General features: G+C 62.1%; 19 protein-coding genes. 6 read left to right on the top strand and 13 right to left on the bottom strand.

What is annotated here, in order from left to right:
• Nucleotides 1-102: 102 nt before the first annotated feature.
• Together BUA38_RS04970 and BUA38_RS04965 are read left to right on the top strand one after the other, a co-directional pair.
• Nucleotides 103-687 carry a hypothetical protein gene (locus BUA38_RS04970; protein ID WP_072816969.1) on the top strand — a complete coding sequence of 195 codons (585 nt, stop codon included), beginning with the start codon at nt 103-105 and terminating at the stop codon, nt 685-687.
• 318 nt (nt 688-1,005) lie between these two features.
• Nucleotides 1,006-2,655 (top strand): methyl-accepting chemotaxis protein, encoded by a 1,650-nt coding sequence (locus BUA38_RS04965; protein ID WP_072825830.1) that lies wholly within the window; start codon nt 1,006-1,008, stop codon nt 2,653-2,655.
• 177 nt (nt 2,656-2,832) lie between these two features.
• Here BUA38_RS04965 and BUA38_RS04960 read toward each other — a convergent pair whose 3' ends face one another.
• Both BUA38_RS04960 and BUA38_RS04955 read right to left on the bottom strand, forming a co-directional pair.
• Nucleotides 2,833-5,508: a DUF2339 domain-containing protein gene (locus tag BUA38_RS04960; protein WP_072816968.1), complete on the bottom strand. Its 2,676-nt coding sequence runs from the start codon at nt 5,506-5,508 to the stop codon at nt 2,833-2,835.
• Nucleotides 5,509-5,932: 424 nt separating this feature from the next.
• On the bottom strand, nt 5,933-6,439 hold the full coding sequence (locus tag BUA38_RS04955) for a tyrosine phosphatase family protein (protein ID WP_072816967.1): 507 nt from the start codon (nt 6,437-6,439) through the stop codon (nt 5,933-5,935).
• 156 nt (nt 6,440-6,595) lie between these two features.
• On the opposite strand from BUA38_RS04955, the gene BUA38_RS04950 reads away from it, so the two are divergent.
• A complete protein-coding gene (locus BUA38_RS04950) occupies nt 6,596-7,510 on the top strand; it encodes a tetratricopeptide repeat protein (RefSeq protein ID WP_072816966.1) in 915 nt (304 codons plus the stop codon).
• A 9-nt stretch (nt 7,511-7,519) separates the two neighbouring features.
• Here BUA38_RS04950 and BUA38_RS04945 read toward each other — a convergent pair whose 3' ends face one another.
• Both BUA38_RS04945 and BUA38_RS04940 read right to left on the bottom strand, forming a co-directional pair.
• Entirely contained in the window at nt 7,520-7,978 is a 459-nt protein-coding gene (locus BUA38_RS04945) for a hypothetical protein (protein WP_072816965.1), read from the bottom strand.
• Between the two features lie 42 nt (nt 7,979-8,020).
• Nucleotides 8,021-11,164 (bottom strand): bifunctional diguanylate cyclase/phosphodiesterase, encoded by a 3,144-nt coding sequence (locus BUA38_RS04940; RefSeq protein WP_083587460.1) that lies wholly within the window; start codon nt 11,162-11,164, stop codon nt 8,021-8,023.
• Nucleotides 11,165-11,625: 461 nt separating this feature from the next.
• On the opposite strand from BUA38_RS04940, the gene BUA38_RS04935 reads away from it, so the two are divergent.
• Nucleotides 11,626-13,077: an acetamidase/formamidase family protein gene (locus BUA38_RS04935; protein ID WP_072816964.1), complete on the top strand. Its 1,452-nt coding sequence runs from the start codon at nt 11,626-11,628 to the stop codon at nt 13,075-13,077.
• Between the two features lie 154 nt (nt 13,078-13,231).
• Here BUA38_RS04935 and ggt read toward each other — a convergent pair whose 3' ends face one another.
• On the bottom strand, nt 13,232-14,956 hold the full coding sequence (gene ggt / locus BUA38_RS04930) for a gamma-glutamyltransferase (protein WP_072816963.1): 1,725 nt from the start codon (nt 14,954-14,956) through the stop codon (nt 13,232-13,234).
• 181 nt (nt 14,957-15,137) lie between these two features.
• Between ggt and BUA38_RS04925 the strand changes: the two genes are divergently transcribed.
• Nucleotides 15,138-17,120, top strand: coding sequence for a hypothetical protein (locus BUA38_RS04925; RefSeq protein ID WP_072816962.1), 1,983 nt, complete (start codon nt 15,138-15,140; stop codon nt 17,118-17,120).
• Between the two features lie 9 nt (nt 17,121-17,129).
• Here the strand turns inward: BUA38_RS04925 and BUA38_RS04920 are convergent, their stop codons facing one another.
• From BUA38_RS04920 to BUA38_RS04890, 7 genes are all read right to left on the bottom strand, one after another.
• On the bottom strand, nt 17,130-17,747 hold the full coding sequence (locus tag BUA38_RS04920) for an HD family hydrolase (protein WP_072816961.1): 618 nt from the start codon (nt 17,745-17,747) through the stop codon (nt 17,130-17,132).
• Nucleotides 17,744-18,370: a DNA-3-methyladenine glycosylase I gene (locus BUA38_RS04915; RefSeq protein WP_072816960.1), complete on the bottom strand. Its 627-nt coding sequence runs from the start codon at nt 18,368-18,370 to the stop codon at nt 17,744-17,746. Before BUA38_RS04915 ends, BUA38_RS04920 begins: the two co-directional genes overlap by 4 nt.
• A 58-nt stretch (nt 18,371-18,428) precedes the next feature.
• Complete coding sequence (locus BUA38_RS04910) at nt 18,429-19,307, bottom strand: YgfZ/GcvT domain-containing protein (protein WP_072816959.1); 879 nt, start codon at nt 19,305-19,307, stop codon at nt 18,429-18,431.
• A 240-nt stretch (nt 19,308-19,547) separates the two neighbouring features.
• Complete coding sequence (locus BUA38_RS04905) at nt 19,548-19,811, bottom strand: hypothetical protein (protein ID WP_072816958.1); 264 nt, start codon at nt 19,809-19,811, stop codon at nt 19,548-19,550.
• 127 nt (nt 19,812-19,938) lie between these two features.
• On the bottom strand, nt 19,939-20,316 hold the full coding sequence (locus BUA38_RS04900) for a TIGR02301 family protein (RefSeq protein WP_072816957.1): 378 nt from the start codon (nt 20,314-20,316) through the stop codon (nt 19,939-19,941).
• Nucleotides 20,317-20,369: 53 nt separating this feature from the next.
• Complete coding sequence (locus tag BUA38_RS04895; protein WP_072816956.1) at nt 20,370-20,795, bottom strand: NUDIX hydrolase; 426 nt, start codon at nt 20,793-20,795, stop codon at nt 20,370-20,372.
• Between the two features lie 217 nt (nt 20,796-21,012).
• Nucleotides 21,013-21,510 carry a hypothetical protein gene (locus BUA38_RS04890; RefSeq protein ID WP_072816955.1) on the bottom strand — a complete coding sequence of 166 codons (498 nt, stop codon included), beginning with the start codon at nt 21,508-21,510 and terminating at the stop codon, nt 21,013-21,015.
• Between the two features lie 61 nt (nt 21,511-21,571).
• Between BUA38_RS04890 and BUA38_RS04885 the strand changes: the two genes are divergently transcribed.
• On the top strand, nt 21,572-22,333 hold the full coding sequence (locus tag BUA38_RS04885) for an SOS response-associated peptidase (protein ID WP_072816954.1): 762 nt from the start codon (nt 21,572-21,574) through the stop codon (nt 22,331-22,333).
• Nucleotides 22,334-22,343: 10 nt separating this feature from the next.
• Here BUA38_RS04885 and BUA38_RS04880 read toward each other — a convergent pair whose 3' ends face one another.
• Nucleotides 22,344-22,976 carry an aspartate/glutamate racemase family protein gene (locus BUA38_RS04880; protein ID WP_072816953.1) on the bottom strand — a complete coding sequence of 211 codons (633 nt, stop codon included), beginning with the start codon at nt 22,974-22,976 and terminating at the stop codon, nt 22,344-22,346.
• Nucleotides 22,977-22,999 lie beyond the last annotated feature (23 nt).

Below are 22,999 nucleotides of genomic sequence, written 5' to 3'. Positions count from 1 at the left end.
TTCAGACTTTACCAACGAAGCTGCGCCAATGTTGCCACGGTTAGTATGGTAAGCAGCGGGTAAAGAGGGCGACCACCCGCGGGGTAAAGTCGGAGTTGAAGCATGCTTGCGCGTTTTGTGTTGGGGGCAGTCGTGGCCGGTGCGGCGATCATGCCCGCCATGGCCGGGCAGATGAGCGCCGAGGAAGCCAGGCGTTTCGTATCCGGCAAGGTGTTCGCATTTACATGCTTCGACGGCACCCGCGGTGCTGGCCGCATCCTTGAGGACATGGGGGCTGCGGGCTCGGTGCAGTTCTCTGGCTCCGGTCCGATCCGCCACGTTCGGCTGCCGGGCAATACGCTGCAAATTCGCGGACAGGCGGTCTGCGCTTCGCTTCGCGGCATTCCGTTCGAGCCGTGCTTCAATCTCGACAAGCAGGACGAGGTTAGCTTCCGCGGCTCGGTGTCCGGCATGAGCTTCGCCTATTGCGACTTCCGTCACCAGGGCGGGGCGCAGATGTTGATGGCCCGCGCGGTGGCCCATCCGCGCTCGCGGCGCGCGGTGGAGCAGACCGGCTCGGTCGAGGTGTCCTCGCGCGTCGAGACGCCGGCGGTCGAGAGCGCCAAGCTCGAACCGATCCGTCCCGAGCCGAAGCCCGCGCCGGCCAAGTCCGAGCCCGCTCTGGAATTGCGTCACTCGACCGAGTGACACACAAGAGCGCGTTTCGTCTTTTAAGTTTCTCCACCTGAAATTTTGCGTGGCGCGCGTCCGCTGCGCCGCGTTTGCAGTGTGACGTCTGCAAGTCGTCGCGGGCTCGATATGCGCGCGCCGTTGTGATGACGACGTCAGCCTCGCTGAACCTTTAATTTACGAATGGGTAGCTATGTTCTCACGGCTGAGAAAACGGCTGGATTAGATCGTGCCGTGTCGTGAGACGACGGACGGCGCATCCGTGGGGGCTGGATTGCCGTGAAGAAACTGTTCAAATTCATCGCTCAACATTCGATCGCGGCGAAGCTTGCCGCCATGGCGGTTGCCGGTGCACTGTTCATGCTGCTGGTCGCGTTGACGGTTCTGTTGATCGCTCGCGGCGAACTGGCGACCGAACGGACCGAACGGGCCCGCGCTGTCGTTGATTCCGTCTGGAGCATGGCGGAGAGTTTCAAACGCGCCGCCGAATCCGGATCGATGAGCGAGGACGAAGCGAAAGCGCGCTTCTATGCCGCCGCCGGCGCCGTCTGGTTCGAAAATCACAGCAACTACGTCTTCATCTATGATACCGAGACCGGCCTCTGCGTCATGAACACGGGCAATCCGGGTCTGGTCGGCAAGGACGTTCGCGGCCTGAAAGATTCCGCCGGGATGCCCTTCGCGCAGATGATGCTCGACATGGCCAAGCGCGGCGAGGGAACGATCCGCTACACCTTCCCCAAGGGTGGCGCGAAGACCCCGCTCGAAAAGGTCGCCTATGTCCGCGGTTTCGGGCCATGGCATCTGATGATCGCCTCCGCCGAATACATGACCGATCTTGACGTCACGTTCTGGAACATGGCTCAGAGCGTTGCGGCGCTGATCGGCGCTCTGCTGCTGGCCTCCATCGGCATCGCGTGGCTGGTTGCGCGCAGCGTCGTCAGGCCGTTGTCCCGCCTGAAGTTGCGCATGGACGCGCTCAGCAAGGGCGAATTGAGCCTGCCGGTCGCCGACACCGGCCGGTCCGACGAGATCGGCGAGATGGCGCGGACGGTTGAAGTGTTCAAGGAGGCCATGATCGAAGCCAATCGCTTGCGTGCCGAACAGGTCGAGGCCGAACAGCGGCAGATGCTCGCGCGCAAGGAGGACATGCATCGCATGGCCGACAGTTTCGAAGGCGCAGTCGGCGAAATCATCGCCACCGTATCGTCAGCTTCGACCCAGCTGGAGAATTCCGCCGGAGTGCTGACCTCGACCGCCACGCGTTCGGAGACGCTGGCGACAAAAGTTGCGGGCGCTTCGGAAGAAGCCTCCAGCAACGTTCAATCGGTTGCCTCCGCCACGGAAGAACTGTCGTCCTCGGTCCATGAGATCAGCCGCCAGGTGCAGGAATCGGCGCGCATGGCCAACGAAGCCGTCATGCAGGCGCGTCAGACCAACGATCGCGTCGGTGAGCTCTCCAAGGCTGCGGGACGCATCGGCGACGTGGTCGAACTGATCAACACCATCGCGGGCCAGACCAACCTGTTGGCGCTGAACGCCACCATCGAAGCGGCGCGCGCGGGCGAAGCCGGCCGCGGTTTTGCCGTCGTCGCGTCCGAAGTGAAGGCGCTGGCCGAGCAGACCGCAAAAGCCACCGGCGAGATCGGCCAGCAGGTCAACGGCATTCAGGCGGCGACGCAGGAGTCCGTCGGCGCGATCAGAGAGATCAGCGGCACCATCGAGAAGCTGTCCGAGATTGCATCCGCCATTGCGGCGGCGGTCGAAGAGCAGGGTGCTGCGACCCAGGAAATCTCCCGCAACGTGCAGCGGGCTGCGCAAGGCACCATGCAGGTCTCGTCCAATATCGCCGACGTCCAACGTGGCGCCAGCGAGACCGGATCGGCGTCCTCGCAGGTCTTGTCGGCCGCAAAGTCGCTCTCCGGCGATTCCAGCCGCCTCAAGCAGGAGGTCGGCAAGTTCCTCAACTCGGTGCGGGCGGCCTGACCAGAGCTCCAATTCCGAAGTTCGCAAGCTGTTGGGGGACCTCTGATGCGAACTTCGGAATTAAAGGAGCTCTAGCAAATATCGGTTTTTAGTACGGCTCTGAATTTGAAGTTCCTATAACGCACGCGCGTCAAAGCTGATATGAACTTCAAATTCGCCGCACTATGCCCGCATCCCTCAGGTGCTCGTAACAGGCGTTGCGGACGCGGCTTCCCGGCGAAACAGGACCTTCTGGTAGAACCAGCCGATCGCGACCAGCACGAGGCCCAGCCCCATGAATGACAGCGCGCGATAGACGCCTGTCAACGTCGACAGATCGATCAGGAACACCTTGCCGATCGTCAGCGCGATCACGACTGCCGAGGCGAGACGGGCGCGCTGCGAATTGGCCCATATGCCGATCACGAGCAGCAGCACACCGAAGCCGAGCCACGCGATCGAGTAGGTGTACTGCTCGATGTCGGGGGTCCCGCCGCGCGATAGCACCGGGCCTTGATAGAACCGCCGGATCTCGAGTGAAATATAGCTAAGCGCGAGGATCAGCGCGCCGGCGGCCAGCGTGTTGCCATAGGCGGCATGGCGCCGTCCTGCGACCGCATAGGACAACAGCAGCGCGAGAATGGCCGGCGCCGCGTAGCCGAGCAGAAGCTCGTTGATGAACTCGCCGTTGATCTCGATGTGCCAGATCGCGGGGTTGTCGAGGAAGAACAGCCCGAACAAGGTGGCGGCGCCCGCAAACAGGGTGAGCAGGATCGCGCTGACGTTGTGAACGATGCTGCCGCTTCGCAGCCGCAGGCGCTCGAGCCCGATCGCCATGGCGAGCGCGGCACAAACCTGCAATGCCGTCTCGGTCAGCCCGGCCGTATCACGATAGACATTGCCGCCGTTCATGGCGTGGCGGATTTCCAGGAACACCAGCAGCACCGTGAACAGGATGGCGGCGGCCTCTACCGAGCGGAGCGGCGCATCGTCGCCGCGCCGGCGCAGGAAGACGCTGGCGGTCCAGAACGACAAAGCGGGAATGCCATATCCCCATAGAAGCCAGTTGAAGATGGGCGTCGTGCCGACCGCCTCGCCGACGATGCGCGGCTCATAGCCGACCCGCAGCACCACGATGGCCGCGAGGATCGACGACAGCACGCGCAGGAACGGAATCGGCCGCTGCGTCGAGACCCACGCGGCTCCGGCCGACGTCAGCGCCAGCGCGATGGTGAGCCAGCCCTTGTCGAGCGCAAAGGTCAGCGCCAGCGCCAGCGCAGCGAGCGTCCCGGTCGCAAACAGTGCGGTCGAACTGACCAATCCCGGTCGCGCGTCACGCTTGCTCAGGATTTCGGTCGCCGCCGCAAAGAGGATCGCGAGCCCCACTGCAAGAATTGCGAAGGGGATCGAGCGGTCGAGATGGGCGATCCTGGCATAAAGCGCAATCAATAGAGCGAGCGGGGTGAATACGCCCGACGCAGACCAGATCACCGGAACAAGCGCATTCGAATTGCGGCCTTGTGCGAGAAATCCGGCGCTACCGAAGGCGACGGCGAACAAGGCGGCCACCGTCAGATGCAGCGAAACCGACTCGTCAGTCGGCGAGGGGCCGATGCCGGGCAGGGGCCCGCCCGGCCACACCAGCATGTCCGGATTGACGCGCACGGCCCAGACCAGAAACACGAGGCCAACGAACGCGGCGGCAGGAGCGACCGCAGCGGTGGTAGACGGCGCGCGCCAGGCGACCAGAAGCGTGGCTGCGGTCAGGATGGCGAAGACGACGATGGCGGCGCTGGCGTGGAAGCTTGCGAGCACGATCAACATGGCGCCAAACAGATAGGCAGCGAGCGATCCCGACGAGACCCATTCGACATTGTCGTTTTCGTTCGATGGGCCAAACAGGAAGCCGCACACCACCAGCAAGGCAGCGAGCGTAAATCCTGCGATCGCGTGGAACGCGTAGGGGCCGACGTCCGGCGGGTCGAACTTCAGGACCGGCAGGATCCAGATCAGCGCGAGCACGACCGTGGTGACGGCAAGCCAGCTCCATAGCCGAGCACGGGCAAGGCCGAAGGATGCCGCGGTGACGACGGCAAGGTAAATATAAAGGGCCCAGAAATCCGGCTTCTCCGACGAAACCAGAAGCGGCGTGCCGAAGGCAGCGACGATTCCCAGGCCCGCCAGCATCGGGCCGTGCAGCAGAGCGGCTGCGAGCGTACCGAGCGCCACCAGCCCGAGCAGGATGAAGGCGGAGGCTGGCGCCAGGAAGTCGTAGAGCGCGTAGGCGGCATAGGCCGTTCCGAAGGCGACGGCGGTGCCGGCCGCGGTCAACACGGCCGGAATATTCGCAATCGGCAGCGCCGCGACGGATGATGTGCTCTCCTTGCGGCGTGTCCATTCGCCCGCTGCAAGCAGAGCCGATGCAAATGCACCGCCGAGCAGTGTGCGCACGCCGGGCCCGAGCAGGCCGGCGTCGATCGAATAGCGGACCATGAAGAAGCCGCCGAGCGCCAATGTCAGTCCGCCGAGCCACACCACCCAGCGGGTGCCGACGCGCTCCTCGAAGCCGGGCGCGGCCGGCGGCAGCGGTGGAGGTGTTGTAGGGACCGCGCTGGCTGCGTCGTCGGCGATGGAAGGTGCTGTTTCGTGGAACGGCGTTTCGGGCTCGGCGGCAATTGTCGTCGCCGGAATTTCGGGTGTTGTGGCGGGTTCTGCTTCCTGCGCCGGCGCCAGCGGCGGTGGAATGGGGGAGGCGCGCCAGCCGCTGGCCTCAAGCGCGTCCAGCCGCGACTTCAGGGTTGCGGCTTGATCCATTGCCTTGCGCGCCACGATCAGCGCAATCACCGCAATCGCAACCGCAAAGATTTCAAACATCAGGCACCCCGCAACCGGCAGCCAGCATGGATGCCGGCCGCATTCTACCTGAGTGTCGTTCCGGACGGCAAAAGTTCAAATCGGTCGATGGCGTCGCTAGTGGAGTGGATTTGACATTCGCCCCCCGTAGCCAGGAATGCATCAAGCGAACGTCAAATCCAAAACTCCACTAGAAGCTTATATTTGCTAGTGTGGTGGTTCAGAAGTTCTCTTCGGTTTTGCCGCGAATTCGTCAAGAGAACTTCTGAACCTAAACCACACTAGATTCATAGATATCTGGTGTCCCTTTGAATCCGAAGTTCGCAAAAGAGGGGCCGCAAATGCGTGCGGACTTCGGATTCGGGACACCAGTGGTCCTTTGATTCTAACATTTGCAAACATGCCAGCCACACCGGGATGCAAATGTTAGAATCGGACCACTAGGTCATTCGAGGGCGATGTGGAACGGCTGGCCCACGGTCGTCAGACTTCCCGGACCCATCTCGTCGAGCGCACGCAGCATCCGTCCCTCGCGCCCCAGCGCCTTGTCCGCCAGGCTGACGATCAGCCGGTTCGGTGCGGCAATCGGCGAGGCCGCGCGGATCTGGCGTGCGATCGCGATCTCGTCGCGATGCGGATTGAGCGCACAGACGGCGGCAAAGGCGCTTGCGGTCGAGCGGCTGATGCCGGCGTAGCAATGCACCACCAGCGGCGCATGGCGATCCCAGCCGCGCACGAAATTCAGCACCTGCTCGATATGGATGTCGGACGGCGCGATGAAGCCTTCGGCCGCTTCGGTGATGTCGTCCATCTGCACCCTCAGGTGATTGGCGGGCAGCACGGAGGCCGGCCGTTGCACCTGAGCGACATTGGCCATGACGGTGAGTACATGGCTGGCGCCGGTGGTCTCAACGGTGGAGGGAAGGGCCGCAAGCGAACAGACGTGGATCATGGGTATCCTTTTGTTTCCTTCACTATAAAGCGTACCCGGGAACTTCTGCTATGGGCTACAAGGGGATTTGAACAATCCATCGTCGAGCCAGCCCGGATACCGGCTATTGACGCACCTTTTTAGGCCAACATAGCTTCAGGCCAGCAGGAACCCGAAATGGCCGTCGCGTTGAGAAATCCATTCACTGCATTTGCCGCCGCTCTATGGACCCTGGCGTCGCTCCTGCCTGCCAACGCAGGTGATCTCGAGGACGCGCAGACGGCAATCGGTGCTGGCGACTATGTCACTGCGCTGCGCCTGCTCGGGACCCTGGCCGATCAGGCCAATCCCTATGCCGAACGCATTCTCGGGATCATGTACGTCAAGGGCCAGGGCGTTCCGCAGGACTACGCCATGGGGATGAGGTGGCTGCGATTAGCAGCGGACAGGGGGCAGCCGGACGCACAGAACGAGGTCGGGGTCCTGTATCAGCAAGGCCAGGGCGTCGAGCGCAACGGAGCCGAAGCGGTGAAATGGTTTCGCCGTGCCGCCGATCAGGGGGGCCTAGCGGTCGCGCAGAACAATCTCGCGGATTGCTATCTGGCAGGGCTCGGCGTGACTCAGGACCTCGGCGAAGCCTTCAAGTGGTATCGCATCGCGGCGGATCAAAGCTCTTCCTACGCGGAAAATGTTCTTGGCGTCGCTTACGAACGTGGTTTTCAAGTCGCCCAGGACGATGCCGAGGCATTCCGTTGGTACCGGCGCGCGGCCAACAAGATTTACGATCGGCCCGCCAACACGTGGATACACAGCCCGCAGTACAATATCGCCGCCATGTATGCGTCAGGCCGCGGTACGGCCCAGGATTTTGTCCGCGCGCTGATGTGGTTCAATCTGGCGATCGCATTCGGCGATACAAAGCCACCGGCACCGCTTGGCATCCAGCTGGTCGATACGCCGAAATACACGGCGCCCGAACAACGGGACAGGCTGATGGCGCTGATGACGGGCGCGCAGATCGCGGAAGCGGAGAGGCTGGCCCAGGAGTGGAGGCCGCATCCCGTCGTGACGATCGAATCCCAGGCAAAATAAGTCGGCGCCTCATTTTGGCGGCGCAAAATTCTGGTTGCTGAGCGGAGGCTCGCTCGGGCGCTGGATGCGGATGAACGGTTTGCCGGCCTTGGTGTGGCAACTGTTGCAGCCGTCGGTCAGGGCGTCGAAGGCTGAGGCAAACTGGGCGCTGTTCCTGGCATCGATTGCTTTTGCGATCCGCTCAAGCCGCGGATCCAGCATGGTCTTGATCATCTCGGCGACGGGAATTCCATCGACGGTCGCGTGAAACTTCGCCGCGTCCTGAAGCCCTTCCTTGATCTCGTCGACCTCATAGGCCGCAAGCTCCCAGTTGCGGTTCTTGCCCGCAAACCAGAGTTTGGCGTGGCGAAGCTGGGTCGCCGTCATGAACTCGCCAAGGCCGGGCTCATAGGGCTCTTTCGCCGGCTGGGCGGCTGCGAGCATCGCCGAACCGGCAATCACGATCGCGGCAATGACGATCCGTTTCATTCGCGCGTTCCCTTCCGAGAGTTTTGCCGGTACGCGAAAAAGCTACGCCACCATGTCCTTGGGCACGTGCGTGGCGTCTAGCTTGAGCTGGGAGATCGGTACCGGCCGGCCGAACAGATAGCCTTGCACCAAGTCTACCCCCGCCGCGCGCATATACTCCAGTTGTTCTTCGGTCTCGACGCCTTCGGCCGTGGTCACGGTTCCGAGACCTTGCGCGAGTGCGAGTGTCGAGGCCACGACCGCCTTGCAGTCCCGGCGACTGAGGACGCCTTGCGTGAACGACTTGTCGATCTTGATCTTGTCGAACGGAAAATTCGTCAGATAGTTCACGGAAGAATATCCGGTGCCGAAGTCGTCGAGCGCCACGGATATGCCGAGGTTCTTGGCCTGGCGTATCGTCGTCAGATGGGCTTCCTGGTTCTCGAGCAGCGAGGTTTCGGTGATTTCAAGTTCCAGCCGCTCTGGTTTGATGCCGGTTTCCAGCAGCGTACGTATGATTATCTCAAAGAGGTTGCCTTTCTGGAATTGAATGGCCGAGATATTGACCGCGAGCTTGATATGCTCGGGCCATGAGGCCGCGTCCGTGCAAGCGCGCCGCAGGATCCATTCGCCGAGAGGACCGATGAGGCCAGTCGTTTCCGCCAGCGGAATGAATTTATCAGGCGCGATAAAGCCTTTGACCGGATGACGCCATCGGACCAGGGCCTCGACGCCGGACAGCATCCGCGTCTTTACGTCGACGACGGGCTGGTAGAACAATTCGAACTGTTCCTGTTCGATGGCGTCTCGCAGTTCAATCTCCGCGGTGCGCTGCGTGTCGGCGACCTCGAGAAGTTCGTTGCGGAAGAACCGGTAATCGTTCCGGCCGCTGGACTTGGCGTCGTAGAGCGCAAGGTCGGCGCGCTTCAACAGGCCCTCGGGATCGATCTCATGTTCCGGTGCGAGCACGATGCCGACGCTGGCGCCGAGATTGGCGCGGCTGCCGTTGAGGTCAAACGGCTGGGCAATGGCGTTGATGATCCGCAGCGCGAGCGCGATCGCGGCCTCGCGCTGATTGACGCCACCCTCCTGGATGATGGCGAATTCGTCGCCGCCCAACCGGGCCACGGCGTCGGTTTCCCGCACCGTGGACTGCAGGCGTCGTCCGACCTCGATCAGCAATTGATCGCCGGCCGGATGGCCGAGCGTGTCATTGACGACCTTGAACTTGTCGAGGTCGACCATCATGACGGTAACGGTGCCACCGCTGCGTTTCAGGCGCTTGCACGCCTCTTTGAGCTTCGCATTGAATTCGGCCCGGTTTGCCAGTCCCGTCAGCGCGTCGTGGCGCGCCAGATGAACGATCTCTGCCTCCGCCCGCCGCCGTTCGGTGATGTCCTCATGCGTCGCCAGCCATCCGCCGTCGGCCATCGGCTGCCGGGTGACCAGGATGAAACGCCCGTCGGCGAATTCATCGACTCGGCACGATGCCGCATCCTTCGGCAGCAGGTTCAAGGACGCGAGCTTCTGCTCGGCCGCGGAGGCGCTGGTGTCTCCTTTGAGAATGCCGCGCGAGATTCGGTCGGCAATGACGGCCTGATGGGGCGTTCCTACCCTCAGAAGCTCCTGCGGGAGTTGATACAGCATGGCGTAACGTTCGTTCCAGACCACGAGCCGCTTCTCGCCGTCGAACATGCAGAGCCCCTGAGCCATGTTGCTCAAGGCCGCATCGAACTGCACGTTGATGCGCGCAAGGTCGTTGGCCTGTTGCAGGATGGCGTTTTCCTGCTGCGTACGTTCGGTGATGTCTTCGTGCGTGGCGACCCAGCCGCCGTCCGGCAGCGCACGATGCGCGATTTGAATTGAACGCCCTTCGGCAGTTTCCAGGGTGACGGATTCTCCGCGCGCCACGTGCTCGACAATCCGTTCGCAATATTCGTCGACCTCGACCCGGATCGACCCGAGCTCGTTTCGATGGGCTATCAGATCATGAAGGTGGCAGCCGGGTTTCACCACCTCGGGCGACAACCCGTACATCTCGATATATCGCTGGTTGCAGACGACGAGCCGCCGATGCTGGTCGAACAAAGTCAGACCCTGCATCATGTTCTCGACGGCAGTATCCAGGCGCTGCTTTTCCAGCCTGACGCGCCGCTGCGACGATTGATGCTGCCATCTCAGACGCCTGACGATCAGCACGATGGTGATCGCGACGATGACGGCCGAAAGAGCCGCGGCGATCACCAGGAAATTGGTCTGCGCCCGCCATTCGGCGAGAGCTGAGGCAACTGTGGTCGTCGCCACGACCGAAATCGGAAAACGCGCCAGGCTCTGAATGGAGACCAGCCGCTCGACGCCGTCGACCGGGCTGAGAAGCCGGGTCGTGCCATGGTCCTGTTTCAGGAAGGCGGCGGCCTCCGGTGTAGAGTCTGTTCTGAAATCCTTGCCCATCACGGCCTCGACATGCGGATAGCGCGCCAGCAACTTTCCGCCATGGTGGTGCATGGAGATCGTCGCGTCTTGTCCGAGTGCGACTGCGGAGAAAAATTCCTCGAATTTTGCCGGCGGGATGGCGCGCGAAACGACGCCCAGAAATTCACCGTTTTCGCCAGCTACCTTGCGGGCGAGGAGCGTTTTCCAAACCCCGGTGAAGCGGCTGAGCACCAGTTCGATCTGGGGCTCCGTCTCATTCGAGCTGGATTTGAGGGCGTTGAAATAGGCGCGGTCGGCGATCGTGACGTACGGGACGGCCGCGGTTTCCGATGAATTGATCAGGGTGCCATCGGCAGCATAGATATTGATGCCGGCGACCTTGGATGCCCGGCTGACTTTTTCCACCAGCTTGAGGTGCGTCTCGGCGGTTGACATCCGGCGTCTGAAATCTTCCGCAGACGCGATGCCATCCTGGTGGATTTGTTCGATCAGGTCGGCGAGCGGTACTTCCGCATCGTCCAGCTGCTGGTCGAAGTGACGCGCAAGCAAAACGACGGCATTTTCCAGCTCGCGTTTGCTGCTCTCGATCGCATGATCGCGGAAATTGCGAACCATCATTGCGGTGCCGACCGCAATGGCGGCAATCAGCAGAATTCCACAGATGACAAGCCAGAGAATAGGATTGCGTCGGCGCGACGAAAAGCCGTCCGTCAAGACGCCATTGTCGATCGTGTCTTTTCCCCCGCCGACAGATTTTTTTCTGGTCGTCAGCATGTTTTCTCGCTCCCCGCCGGAACAGGATACTGGCGGAGCGTGGAGCGTGAGTTAGTAAGATCGGTTATTAAAGCGTTAATATCGGAACCTGGTTCATTGCGGTGCGGCTGTTCGCGAAGCCGTGGGGGTGATCCGAACTCATAAGCGCGCTTCCGGACCGCAAGGCATCGGATGGCCGGCGGACCTCCGATGGAGGAGATCCTGACGACGGCATGGCCGTGCCTTGGATCACCCGACGTGGATCCATTTGCTTGGATCAATTTGCCGCTGCCAAATCCGTTGGCACCCATGTGGCTCACGCAGCCAAATCTAAAGGCTTGAGAGACCTCAAAGAATTTCGTTCACGGAGAACGCCGCGTACAAACAGGGCAGGCACGCTCAAAATCAGGCCTTGTTGAATCCAATACCTCCGTCGAAGATCGCCGCCGCCAGCATTCAGTCGACAGGGAGGGAGCTCAGCAATGTGCCAAGGTGACGATCTCAATTGCCCGCATTTCAAGCTGCACTACGAGAAATTCAAAGAGGGGCTCGATATCGAACGGCGCAGTCTGTTGCGCTCGGGCGTGTTTGCGGGTGGCGGAGCGGCGGCGCTCGGCGCATTCGGTGGCCTGTCGGTCGTAACGCCGGCGCTTGCGCAGGCTTCCGCCGCGCGACAGCCGGCGGAGCGTTCCTGGCACACATTGTCGGCCAATGCCGACACGGTTCACTGGGGCTATTTCAGCAAAACGCTCAAGCCGCGCGTTGAAATCAACAGCGGCGATATCGTTACGATCGAAACGCTCACCCACCACGCCGGTGACGATCTGGAGCGCATGGTGACGGGCGATCCCGGCGCCGAAAGCGTTTTTCTCTGGACCAAGGACAAGAAGGGCGTCGATCGTCGCGGCGCGGGTTCGACCGACCCGAAGGTCTACAAGAAAGGCTCCGGTGACGGCCAGGGCGTCCACATCATGACGGGGCCGGTGTTCGTGCGTGGCGCGGAGCCCGGCGATATTCTTGAAGTGCGCATCCTGGATTGCGTGCCGCGCTCCTGCGCCAATCCGCAGTTCAAGGGAAAATCCTTCGGCTCGAACGCGGCCGCCAACTGGGGGTTCCAGTACAACGACCTGCTCGGCGGCGCGAAGCGCGAGGTCGTGACGATCTATCAGCTCGAAACGACGGGCGGAAAGAATTGGGCCGAAGCTGTCTATAACTTCCAGTGGGTGCCGCAGACCGATCCTTTCGGCGTCACTCACACGACGATCGATTACCCCGGCGTTCCCGTTGATCACTCCAAGACCAAGCGCAACAATGACGTTCTCAAGGGTGTCCGGCTTCCAATCCGGCCGCACTTCGGAACGCTCGGGCTTGCTCCCTCCGAAGCCGATTTCGTCGACACGATCCCGCCGAGCTATACCGGCGGCAACATCGACAACTGGCGGATCGGTAAAGGCGCGACCATGTACTATCCCGTCGCCGTCGAAGGCGCGCTTCTTTCCGCCGGCGATCCTCACGCCTCGCAGGGCGACAGCGAATTGTGCGGCACGGCGATCGAATGCTCGATGACCGGCACGTTCCAGCTCATCGTGCACAAGAAGGCCGATCTTGGCGGAACGCCGCTTGAGCAGTTGAACTATCCATTGCTTGAAACGCAGACCGAATGGCTGGTCCACGGCTTCTCGTTCGCCAACTACCTCAAGGAGTTGGGACCAGAGGCTCAGTCGGCGATTTACAGCAAATCGTCCGTCGATCTTGCGATGCGGGACGCGTTCCGCAAGATGCGTCACTTCCTGATGACGACGAAAGGCCTGACCGAGGACGAAGCGATTTCGCTGATGTCGATCGGCGTCGATTTCGGAGTAACGCAGGTGGTCGACGGCAACTGGGGCGTCCATGCGCTCGTTCGCAAGGACGTCTTCTCCGGCAGGGCCTGATCGCAACCGCTGGATCAAGAGCGGGGCGGGGCAGATCATTATCCCATCCCCACGACCGCAACGAGGCCGCCTCTAAGGGCGGCCTCGGGCTTCTCTGGCTGTCAGAGGTCGTGCGGCTTCGGGTTGCCCGTGATCACTTGCAACTGACGGGTCTCTAGTAACCCGCTGCCAGGCCCGTGCCGCGGCGCGGGTCGTTCGCGCCATAGAACCTTTTTTTCCCGACCGGCTTGCCGTCGAGGCTCGGCGCACCGACCATGATCGCGGCGACGTGGTTGGCGGGCAGCGAGTCGTCGAAGCGATATCCCATGCCCTCGAGTATTTTGCGGGTGTCGGGCGAGAGCGCGCGCGGCTCTGTATTCGTCACGTCCGGAAACCATTGATGGTGAAGGCGAGGGGCATCGACCGCTTCCTGGATGTTCATCTGATAGTCGACGACGTTCAGGATGGTTTGCAGCACGGTGGTGATGATACGCCGGCCGCCGGGGGTGCCGAGAACGAGCGCTACCTTGCCGTCTTTGGTCATGATGGTCGGGCTCATCGAACTCAGCGGTATCTTGCCGGGCGCAATCGCGTTCGCTTCCCCCGGCACGATTCCATAAGAATTGATGCGGCCGGGGCTGGCCGTGAAGTCGTCCATCTCGTCGTTCATCAACACGCCGGTGCCTGACGCAACGACCCGTGCGCCGAACCAGTCGTTCAGCGTATAGGTCAATGAGACGGCATTGCCGTCATGGTCGATGATCGAGAAGTGCGTGGTGTTGGAGCCCTCATGCGCCGCAACGTCCTTGCCGAAATCGCTGGAGATTCCGGCCTTGTCCGGGCTGATGGTTTCACGAATTTTTGCCGCATAGCCTTTGTCGATCAGCCGCTCGACCGGATTGTTGACGAAGGTGGGGTCGCCGAGCAGGGTATTGCGATCGACATAAGCGCGGCGCATCGCCTCGATTTCGTAATGCAACGCTTGTGCCGAGCCCCAGCCGAATTCGCGCAGCGGATAGCCTTCCAGGATGTTCAGCATCTCGCAGAGCGCAACCCCGCCGGAACTCGGCGGCGGCGCCGAGATCAGATGATAGCCGCGATAGTCGCACTCGATCGGTGCAAGCTCGCGCGTTTTGTAGCTTGAGAGATCTTCCAGCTGGATGATCCCGCCGCCGGCCCGGCTCGCCTTGACGATCGCCTCTGCGGTCCTGCCGCGATAGAAGCCATCAGCGCCGTTCGCTCTGACCCGGCGCAGCGTGTTGGCGAGATCGCGCTGCACGAGGCGCCGACCGGCGACAAAGGGCTGCCCCTTGTTGAGGAAGATTTCCCCGGTCGGCGGGAATTTACTGAAATCGTCGGTCGCGGTCGCGAGCATGTCGACATCGCCCTGGTCGAGGACAAATCCATCCTCTGCGAGATCGATCGCCGGATCGATCAAGGCTGCGCGTGTCATCGTTCCGTACTTGCTGCGCGCGTATTCCAGGCCCGACACGGTGCCGGGGACGCCGACGGCGAGCCAGCCGGTCATGCTCAGGCCGTCGACGACCTTGCCGTCCTTGTCGAGATACATGTCGCGTGTTGCGGCACGGGGCGCCCGTTCGCGAAAATCGAGAAACGTCTTCCGTCCATCGGCAAAGCGGATCGTCATGAAGCCCCCGCCGCCGAGATTGCCGGCCGCCGGATAGGCCACTGCGAGCGCGTATCCGACCGCGACCGCCGCATCGACCGCGTTGCCGTCGTGCTTGAGGACGTTGACCCCGACCTCGGTCGCCAGGTGTTGCGCGCTGACCACCATCCCCCGTTCGGCGGCCACAGGTCGCAAAGAGGCGGCATGGGCCGAAAGCGCAGTCAGCCAGAGGCAGGCGAGGAGGCTGCAAACCCCTGTCAGTCGTGAGCACATGCCAAACCGCTCCGGCCGGGTTTTCAACCTAAGTTTCGACGCTCGCAATGACTTGTCTCCTCCGATTGGGTATCTTGCCATCTGAACGCGAAAGTGGTCGCTGCAATGGGACACGAATGTTACGGACTGCCAGCCAGGTCGAATGAAGCTTCTCTGCACTTTTAGCAAGGTTTATGTCCGAATGCGCCCTGGGTTGCGCTTCGCTGCCGCTGCCACGGCATTCTCGCTGATCACGGCTGGTTTATTCCATGCAGGTCCTGCGGCCGCCGCACCCGAGGCCTGCGCCGAAGTCACCGTTTTGCCGTCACCGTTTGCGCCCTGGAGCGGCATGGCGCTGCGCGTCATGGCGGTCGCCGAAAAGCCGGTGCAAGGCACCCTGTCGCTGATCGCGCCCGATGGGAGCGTTGTGGCCAAATCGGCCGAACGGCGCGATGGGCCGCCTTATTCCTGGTTTGCCGAGGTCGCAGCCCCCGCCGCGGGCATCTGGCGCGCGACGCTGGACCGCTCGTCGGCCGATTGCGGTCCGGTTACCCGTGACATCACGGTGGCTGCGCGCAAGCCAGCGGCGTTCCAGATTCCGGCGGGAAGCATCTGGCCTACGCGCAACAATTGGAACAGTGTCAACGAAGCGCTGTTCTCGGCCTGGATCGAGAAGCTGTTCGACGCGCCGCCCGACCAGGACCTGAACTGGAAGGTCTGGTACGAGGTGCTGCGCGATCCCTCTCGCAATTTTCTCTACAACTATCTCGGCCGCAACGAAGACCACACGCAGACAGGTTTGCGGCCCGATTGCGCCGACTTCGTCTACTTCCTGCGTGCCTATTTCGCTTTCAAGATGGGGCTGCCGTTCGGCTATTCGAATTGCTCGCGCGGCGCCGGCAGGCCGCCGAAGTGCACCCAGTGGTTCGACGTCGAGCATCCGGAACTCACGCGTCCGCCTCCGCCGCCCGGCCAGGATGCCGCGACGGTAGCGGACGTGCCGCCGCCGGCACCACCGCCGAAGCAGACGTCAAGCCTCATGCGCCTGTTCGGCCAGGACGATCCGCCGTCGGCCGACGCGCCCGGAGCACCGGCTGCAAAGGCGGCTCCGCCGAAACCAAAGCGCCCGACGAATTTTGGCGAATACCTGCGCGACGTCGGCGATGTCGTGCATACCGGCGCCGTGCGTGCCGGCGACGATAGCGCCGATTTCTACACCATCCCGCTGACGAAGGAGGCGCTGCGCCCGGGTACGGTGTTCGCCGACCCTTACGGCCATGTGCTGATGCTGGTGCGCCGGGTGCCGGAAGTAAACGGCACGCCGGGCGTGTTTCTCGCGGTCGATGCCGAGCCCGACGGATCGATCACGCGGAAGCGTTTCTGGCGCGGCAATTTCCTCTTCGTGCACGAGCCCACGCTCGGCACTCCCGGCTTCAAGCATTTCCGCCCGATCGTGCGCGACAAGGGCGGGCCGTTGCGCCGGCCAAGCAACGCCGAGATCAACAAGTACCCGCAATTTGCGGATTTTTCGCTCGAGCAGTCGCAAATGTCGGCGGAGGATTTTTACGACCGCATGGACGACGTGATGTCGCCCGAGCCGCTCGATCCGGCGCGCGCGATGGCCGACGCCATTACCAGCCTCAGCGAGCAGATCCGGACACGCGTCACGGCCGTGGAAAACGGGCGGAATTGGCAGGTCAAGCAACCCGGCGACACGTCGATGCCGGACGGCGCCTCGATTTTCCAGGCGAGCGGGGCGTGGGAGGATTTCTCGACACCGGCGCGCGATCTTCGGCTCTTGATCGCCATCGACGTGGTGCGGAATTTTCCCGATCGCTTCGTGCGGCGGTCGAACCGCTATGCGATACCGGCCGGCAAGAGCATCGCTCAGGTGAAGGGCGAATTGCAGGCGGCGCTGACGTCGGAACTTGCCTCGCGCAAGGTGACCTATACGCGCAGCGACGGTTCGCAGTGGACGCTGTCGGTCAAGGATGTGCTCGATCGGGCGGTCGATCTCGAGATGGCCTACAATCCGAATGACTGCGTGGAGCTGCGGTGGGGCGCGCCCGAGAACAGCGAGGAGGCCTCGACATGCAGGCGCCATGCGCCGCAGGCCCAGCGCGCGAAGATGGCGAACTACCGAGCCTGGTTCCGCGAACGGCACTGGCCCATCGGCCGCGGTTAGCTCAGCCGCTTATGGCGACGTCAGCGCCTTGAAGCGCGCGAGAAATTGCTTCTCGGCTTTGGCCGCGCTCCACGGCGTCAGATAGTCCTCGCGCATCGCCGGAGACAATCCGGGATCGCCGCCGAACAGGCGTTTGGCCTCAGTCGGCTCGAAGCCCGCGAGTTCAGTGGCTTCGAGATAGGCCGCACCCTTGTCGGCGCCCTTGATGGCCTGCGTGATCTTGTCGGCGAGTACCGCCGGCAGGCCGAAGCGGATGTGAATCGCCGACAGCAGGCGCTTTTCGACCAACTTGTAGTCCTCGCCCAGCACGGCCTTGAACGGCGAGATCATGTCGCCAATCACATATTCGGGCGCATCATGCAGCAGCGCGGCAAGACGCCATGTGACGTCGATGCGCGGCGTCTGCTCGCGCATCACGGCTTCGACCAGAAGCGTATGCTGCGCCACCGAAAAGATGTGCGGCCCGCTGGTCTGCCCGTTCCAGCGCGCCACGCGCGCGAGCCCGTGGGCGATGTCGGCAATTTCGATATCGAGTGGCGAGGGCTCGATCAAGTTCAGCCGCCGCCCGGACAGCATGCGCTGCCAGACGCGCGTCGTAGGGTCGCCAGACGATTTTCTTGCCGTCATTTGACTTTGAGGCGGGGAGTGCGGCGCTTGCCGGCGCAGCTTTCATGGCAGAAGCAGGTGACGAGGTGATCGTTGACCATGCCGGTCGCCTGCATGAAGGCGTAGACGATCGTGGGGCCGACGAATTTGAAGCCGCGCGAGGACAATTCCTTCGACAGCTTGATCGAAATCGGCGTGGAGGCCGGAACGCTCGCGGTGGTCTTGAACGTGTTGACCTTGGGTTTGCCGTCGACGAAGTCCCACAGGAATTTCGAAAAGCCGGGGCCTTCGTCCATGATCTTCAGATAGGATTTCGCGCTCGCGATTGTGCCCTCGATCTTGGCGCGGTTGCGGACGATGCCGACGTCATTCATCAGCGCGTGAATCTTCTTGGACGTGTAGCGCACGATTTTCTCGGGCTGAAAGTCGTCGAAGGCTTTCCGGAAATTGTCGCGTTTGCGCAAGATCGTGATCCAGGAGAGCCCGGCCTGGAAGCCGTCGAGGATCAGCTTTTCGTAAAGCGCGCGATCGTCGAGTTCAGGTACGCCCCACTCGGTGTCATGATAGGCAACATAAAGCGGGTCCTCGCCCGGCCAGGGGCAGCGCGTCAGGCCGTCGGGATGCAGTCGTGCGGTTCTCGTCATGCGAACGTCTGTCTAGTGTCCTGATTCCGAAGTTCGTATCATAGCGCGGCCCTGCGAACTAAACGGCCACACGTGGGGTGAGACTCAATTCGTCCGGTTCGGTGATACGGATCGAAAGGCCGCCCGCGGTCAAGGGTGTTCCAGCTTCGAGCGCCTCGCCGGCACGGTCGATGCGCATCAGCGCCAGCGCGTGGCCATCGGCCGCCGACCCCATGGTGCCGACTGATTTTTCTCCGGCAAGGATCGCCGAGCCGATTTCCGGGGCGGGGCCGTCCAGCAGCAGGCGCACGGTGCGGGTGCGCGCGGTGCCGCGGTGCTGCATTCGCGACACCACCTCCTGGCCGACATAACAGCCTTTGTCGAAATCGACGCCGGAAAGCCGGTCCATGTTGGTCTCGTGCGGGAATGCGTCGCCATACATGAAGTCGAGGCCGCCGCGAGGGACGCCGATCGCGATGCGGTGAGCTTCATAGGCGGAAGCGTCGACGAGTTCGGCGCCGATCGCATCGGCGGCCTTCTGTGCGAGTTCGGCGGGAACGAAAATCCGAAGACCGAGCTGAGAGTTGCGGGGATCGGTAAAGGTGAGATCTGGCTTCAACGCTGCCTCGCCATCCCATGCGGCGAGCACGCCGAGGCTGTCGGAAATATTCTCGACTTCGATCTTGGCGCGAAGCTTGTAGAACTTGAGCTTGTCGGCCAGCGCTTGCGCCAGCGGCTTGGGGCAATCGATCAAGAAGCCGCCGCCATGGCCGGTCGGCGCCTCGGTGATCAGGAAATCGACCGTGATCTTGCCCTGCGGGCTCAGCAATGCGCCGAAGCGGCCAAGACCCGGTTGCAGCCGCGTGGTGTCGGTGGTGATGAGGCCGTTGAGGAAGTCACGGGCGGTCTCGCCGGTGACCTTGACCACCCCGCGGTCGGGCAGGAGTGCAGCTTTCATAGGGGATTCTCAGGTGACATCTCACTAGTGCGGTGAATTTGAAGTTCCTATCAGTCTTGCGGCGGGTTTCTTCATAGGAACTTCAAATTCCAAACCGCACTAGCAATTTTGGTTTGCCAATGCTCTTTCGATTCCGAAGTTCGCGCAAACGGTGCCGCGAGTACAGGCGAACTTCGGAATCGGAGCTCTAGTGAAGGTAGGCCGCGGGTGCCCCAACAACAAGGGCTTGTGAGATGATGCCTACTGCCTGGCACGCGCGGTGGAGAACTCGCCGTTGCGAACGCGAACGGGAAGACCTTCGACGAATTTCGCGACCGCGTCTTCGCCATAGGTCCGGACCAGTTCGGCAAAGGCCGCAAACAGGCTGGCCTGCGCCAGACAGTCGCCATCGACCCCATCGTGCCGTGCTTCCGCCCAAGCCTCGTTGAGATAGTTGAGTGCGGCTCGCTTCTGTTCCTGGTCAGGCAGCAGGTCGCGGGCGATGAATGACGCAGGATGGCTCATGTATGTGAAGCAGAGTTGGAGGCGAGGGACGGATCGTGATGTAGCACGCCAAACGGTATCACCTAGCCAGTTCTTTAGGAAAGGTTAACGGCCGTCAAGAAATCCACCCGTTGGTGGAACCGATGATTTAGTTGGCATAGCGCGCGGTCAGGTCACGTGAGATTTTCAGGCCTTCGTCGATGTAGCGGCGGATCGCGAGCGTCGCCGCCGGCGTGCAGGTTCGGTAGGTCTGCTGGAAGCCGTTATAGCCGCGGTTGAAACCGGCGATCATGCGCGCACGTCGCTCACCCGACGGGGTTTCGGCGTCGAGCAGCGCCTGCATTTCGTTGCGCCATTTGGCGCCTTCGTTGCTGCCGCAGATGCCGCGGAGATAGTGCAGCGTTCCGAGTATCTCCGCGAAGCGCTGCAGGTCGTTGTCGAACGGCGCAGCGCCTTCCTGCGCGCGCGCAGGCGCGGCAAGGCAGCACAGGACCATGACAAGAACGCACGTGAGATATCTAGGCATCAAGGGGGTATGCCTGCTTGGAATGCGGGACGCAAGACACGCAAAGCGGCGTTTTAGAGGCCCAAAACACGCCGCGCCGACTGAATGATGTCCTGCAGTCCCGGCGTGATCCTGAGTTCGCCAAGTGCATCCGGCGCGAGCCACTGGTGGTCGTCAAGTTCCTCGTTAAGCACGACGTCGCCCGCGCGCCAATGCGCCGCGAATGACATGATGACATAGTGCCCGCCGCCTTCGGCCGTGGGCACGACCTCGCGCCAGCCGGCAAGCTCCACGATCTCGATTTTGAGGGATGTCTCTTCGGCCACTTCACGGTGCAAGGCGGCGTGAAGGGTCTCGCCGAATTCGACGCGTCCGCCGGGCAGCGAATAGACACCCTTGGAAGGAGATCGCGCCCGCCGCACCAACAATATCTTGTCGTCGCGGAAAATCGCGGCGCTGACCGCAAGTTGGGGACGGGTTTGAGGAAGGACGGAAGCCAAGCGGGACCCCTGATGAGCGTATTCGCGCAAGCAGCTCGCGAATAACCTAGTGGAGTGGATTTGACATTCGCGACCGACCTAGCCGCGAGTTCGGAAAGCGAATGTCAAATCCTAAACTCCACTAGAAACATATATTTGCTAGTGGTCCTCTGATTCTAACATTCGCAAAAGTGGCCGCCGAGAAGGGGTGCGAAATGTTAGAATCGGACCACCAGTATCAATGGGCCATGATGTAGTCGACGTCGGCCGCGCCGTCACCATTGATGATGCCGCCTGCCTGCGTCACCAGCGGCTTGACCCAGCCGGTCGCCTGTTCGGCCAGTCTGGCGCGGGTCTTGTCCTGGGTCGCCTCGCGCATCGCAGCACCCACCGCGGTCAGGATCGCGGTGATTGCACTCGTGATGTTATCGAATTCTTTGCGGACGCGGACATCGGCGGTGTTATAGGCGTCGATCGCCAGGTCCCTGGCCTTGAAATTGGAGGCCGTAAAATGTTCGGCGTAGGATAGCGGCTGCCAGCCGAGAAAATCCTCCGCGCATTCCGGGATGTCCGGAATCATCTCGAGCAGCATCACGGCTTCGTTGAAGTGATTGAGATAGTCAGTGGCAAGGCCGGTGCGCGGATTGATGTTGGCCGCGCTCAATTCCGCTGCGCGCGCCGAATTGTCGGCGGCGACGGGAGCTGATTGTAAGGGCGTGGCAGCGAGCGATGTCATCGGCCGCAGTGTTAAGCTTCCGGGTTAAAAGGTGCTGAATAAACCTATCAGGATACCATATATGTGCGGACGCTTCGTCATAACCTCGGCGCCTGAAGCATTGCGGCGACTTTTCGGTTATTTTGAACAGCCGAACTTCCCGCCACGATATAATGTTGCGCCGACACAACCGATACCTGTAGTGGTCGATGATGATGGCCGCCATTTTCGCTTAATGCGCTGGGGGCTGTGGCCGGCCTGGTTGAAAGATCCCCGTAAATTTACGCTCCTGATCAACGCACGCGCCGAGAGCATCAAGGAGAAGCCTGCATTCAAAAACGCGATTCGGCGGCGGCGCTGTCTGATTCCGGCTGACGGCTATTACGAGTGGCGGGTCTCGGACGGCATCAAGCAGCCGTATTTCATCCATCGCCGCGACGGCCGTCAGATCGGATTTGCGGCGGTGTCGGAGACCTGGGTCGGGCCGAACGGCGAGGAGGTCGACACCGTTGCGATCGTCACAGCCGCGGCGAGTGCCGATCTCGCCATGCTCCATCATCGTGTACCGGTAACGATCGCGCCCGGCGATTTCGCGTTCTGGCTCGATTGCCGCTCGGACGAGGCGGATAGCGTGACACCATTGATGCGGGGACCTGAGGAAGGCGAATTCGTCTGGCACGAGATTTCATCGCGGGTCAATCACGTCGCCAACGACGATGCGCAACTGATCCTGCCGATCACGGAAGCAGAGCGCGAGGCCGAACAGACCCGGCGCGCGAAGAAACCAGGTCCGCGCAAAGCGGCGGCCGCGGATATCGATGACGGGCAGGGCAGTCTGTTTTGAAGAATTGCGCTTAAGCTCTAAGCAAGCGCTTCAGCTTGTTCACCGCGCTGTCGGGCGTCGTCAGCACCGGCAGTTTCGAGACCTCCGCGACCATCGCGGCCGCCGGCGCCATGCTGTATTGCGCGAGCGCGATCAGGTCGCAGTCGCGCAAGTCGCGCGAGGCCTGCACCACAAGGCGATCATGTTCAGCGCGGTCGCCGCGGTCGAGCGCGGCCATGGCGCCTTCCGCCAGTTTTGTCACGAGTTTCACCGTGCTGGGGAATTCGGCCGGCATCGATTGCAGCGTCGGCGGAAACGTCGAGAGCAGGCCAATGCGGTGGCCGCGCTCGGCCGCCTGTTCGATCATCGCCTCATTCGGCTTGAGCACCGGCATCGGCGAGAGTTCGCGCGCGACTGCCTCGATGCAGGGGCCGAACGCCGAGCAGGTGAACAGGATCGCGTTGGCGCCCGTCGATACGGCATAGCGTCCGAGTGCGAGAAAGCGATCGGTCATCTCAGGCGTCAGCCGTCCGTCGCGCGCGAGGTCCGCCGACAGGCTGTCGTCGAGCAGGTTCATCAGCGTGGCTTGTGGCCAAAGCTTCGCGAAGGAGGCTTCGATCGGTGTCAGGGAATGCTTGAGGGCGTGGATGAGAGCAATGCGCATGTCGGTTCTCGTCAGTCGGCAAT

The organism is Bradyrhizobium erythrophlei (genome assembly GCF_900142985.1).
Lineage (GTDB): Bacteria > Pseudomonadota > Alphaproteobacteria > Rhizobiales > Xanthobacteraceae > Bradyrhizobium > Bradyrhizobium erythrophlei_B.
This window is presented reverse-complemented; position numbering and strand designations above follow the sequence as displayed.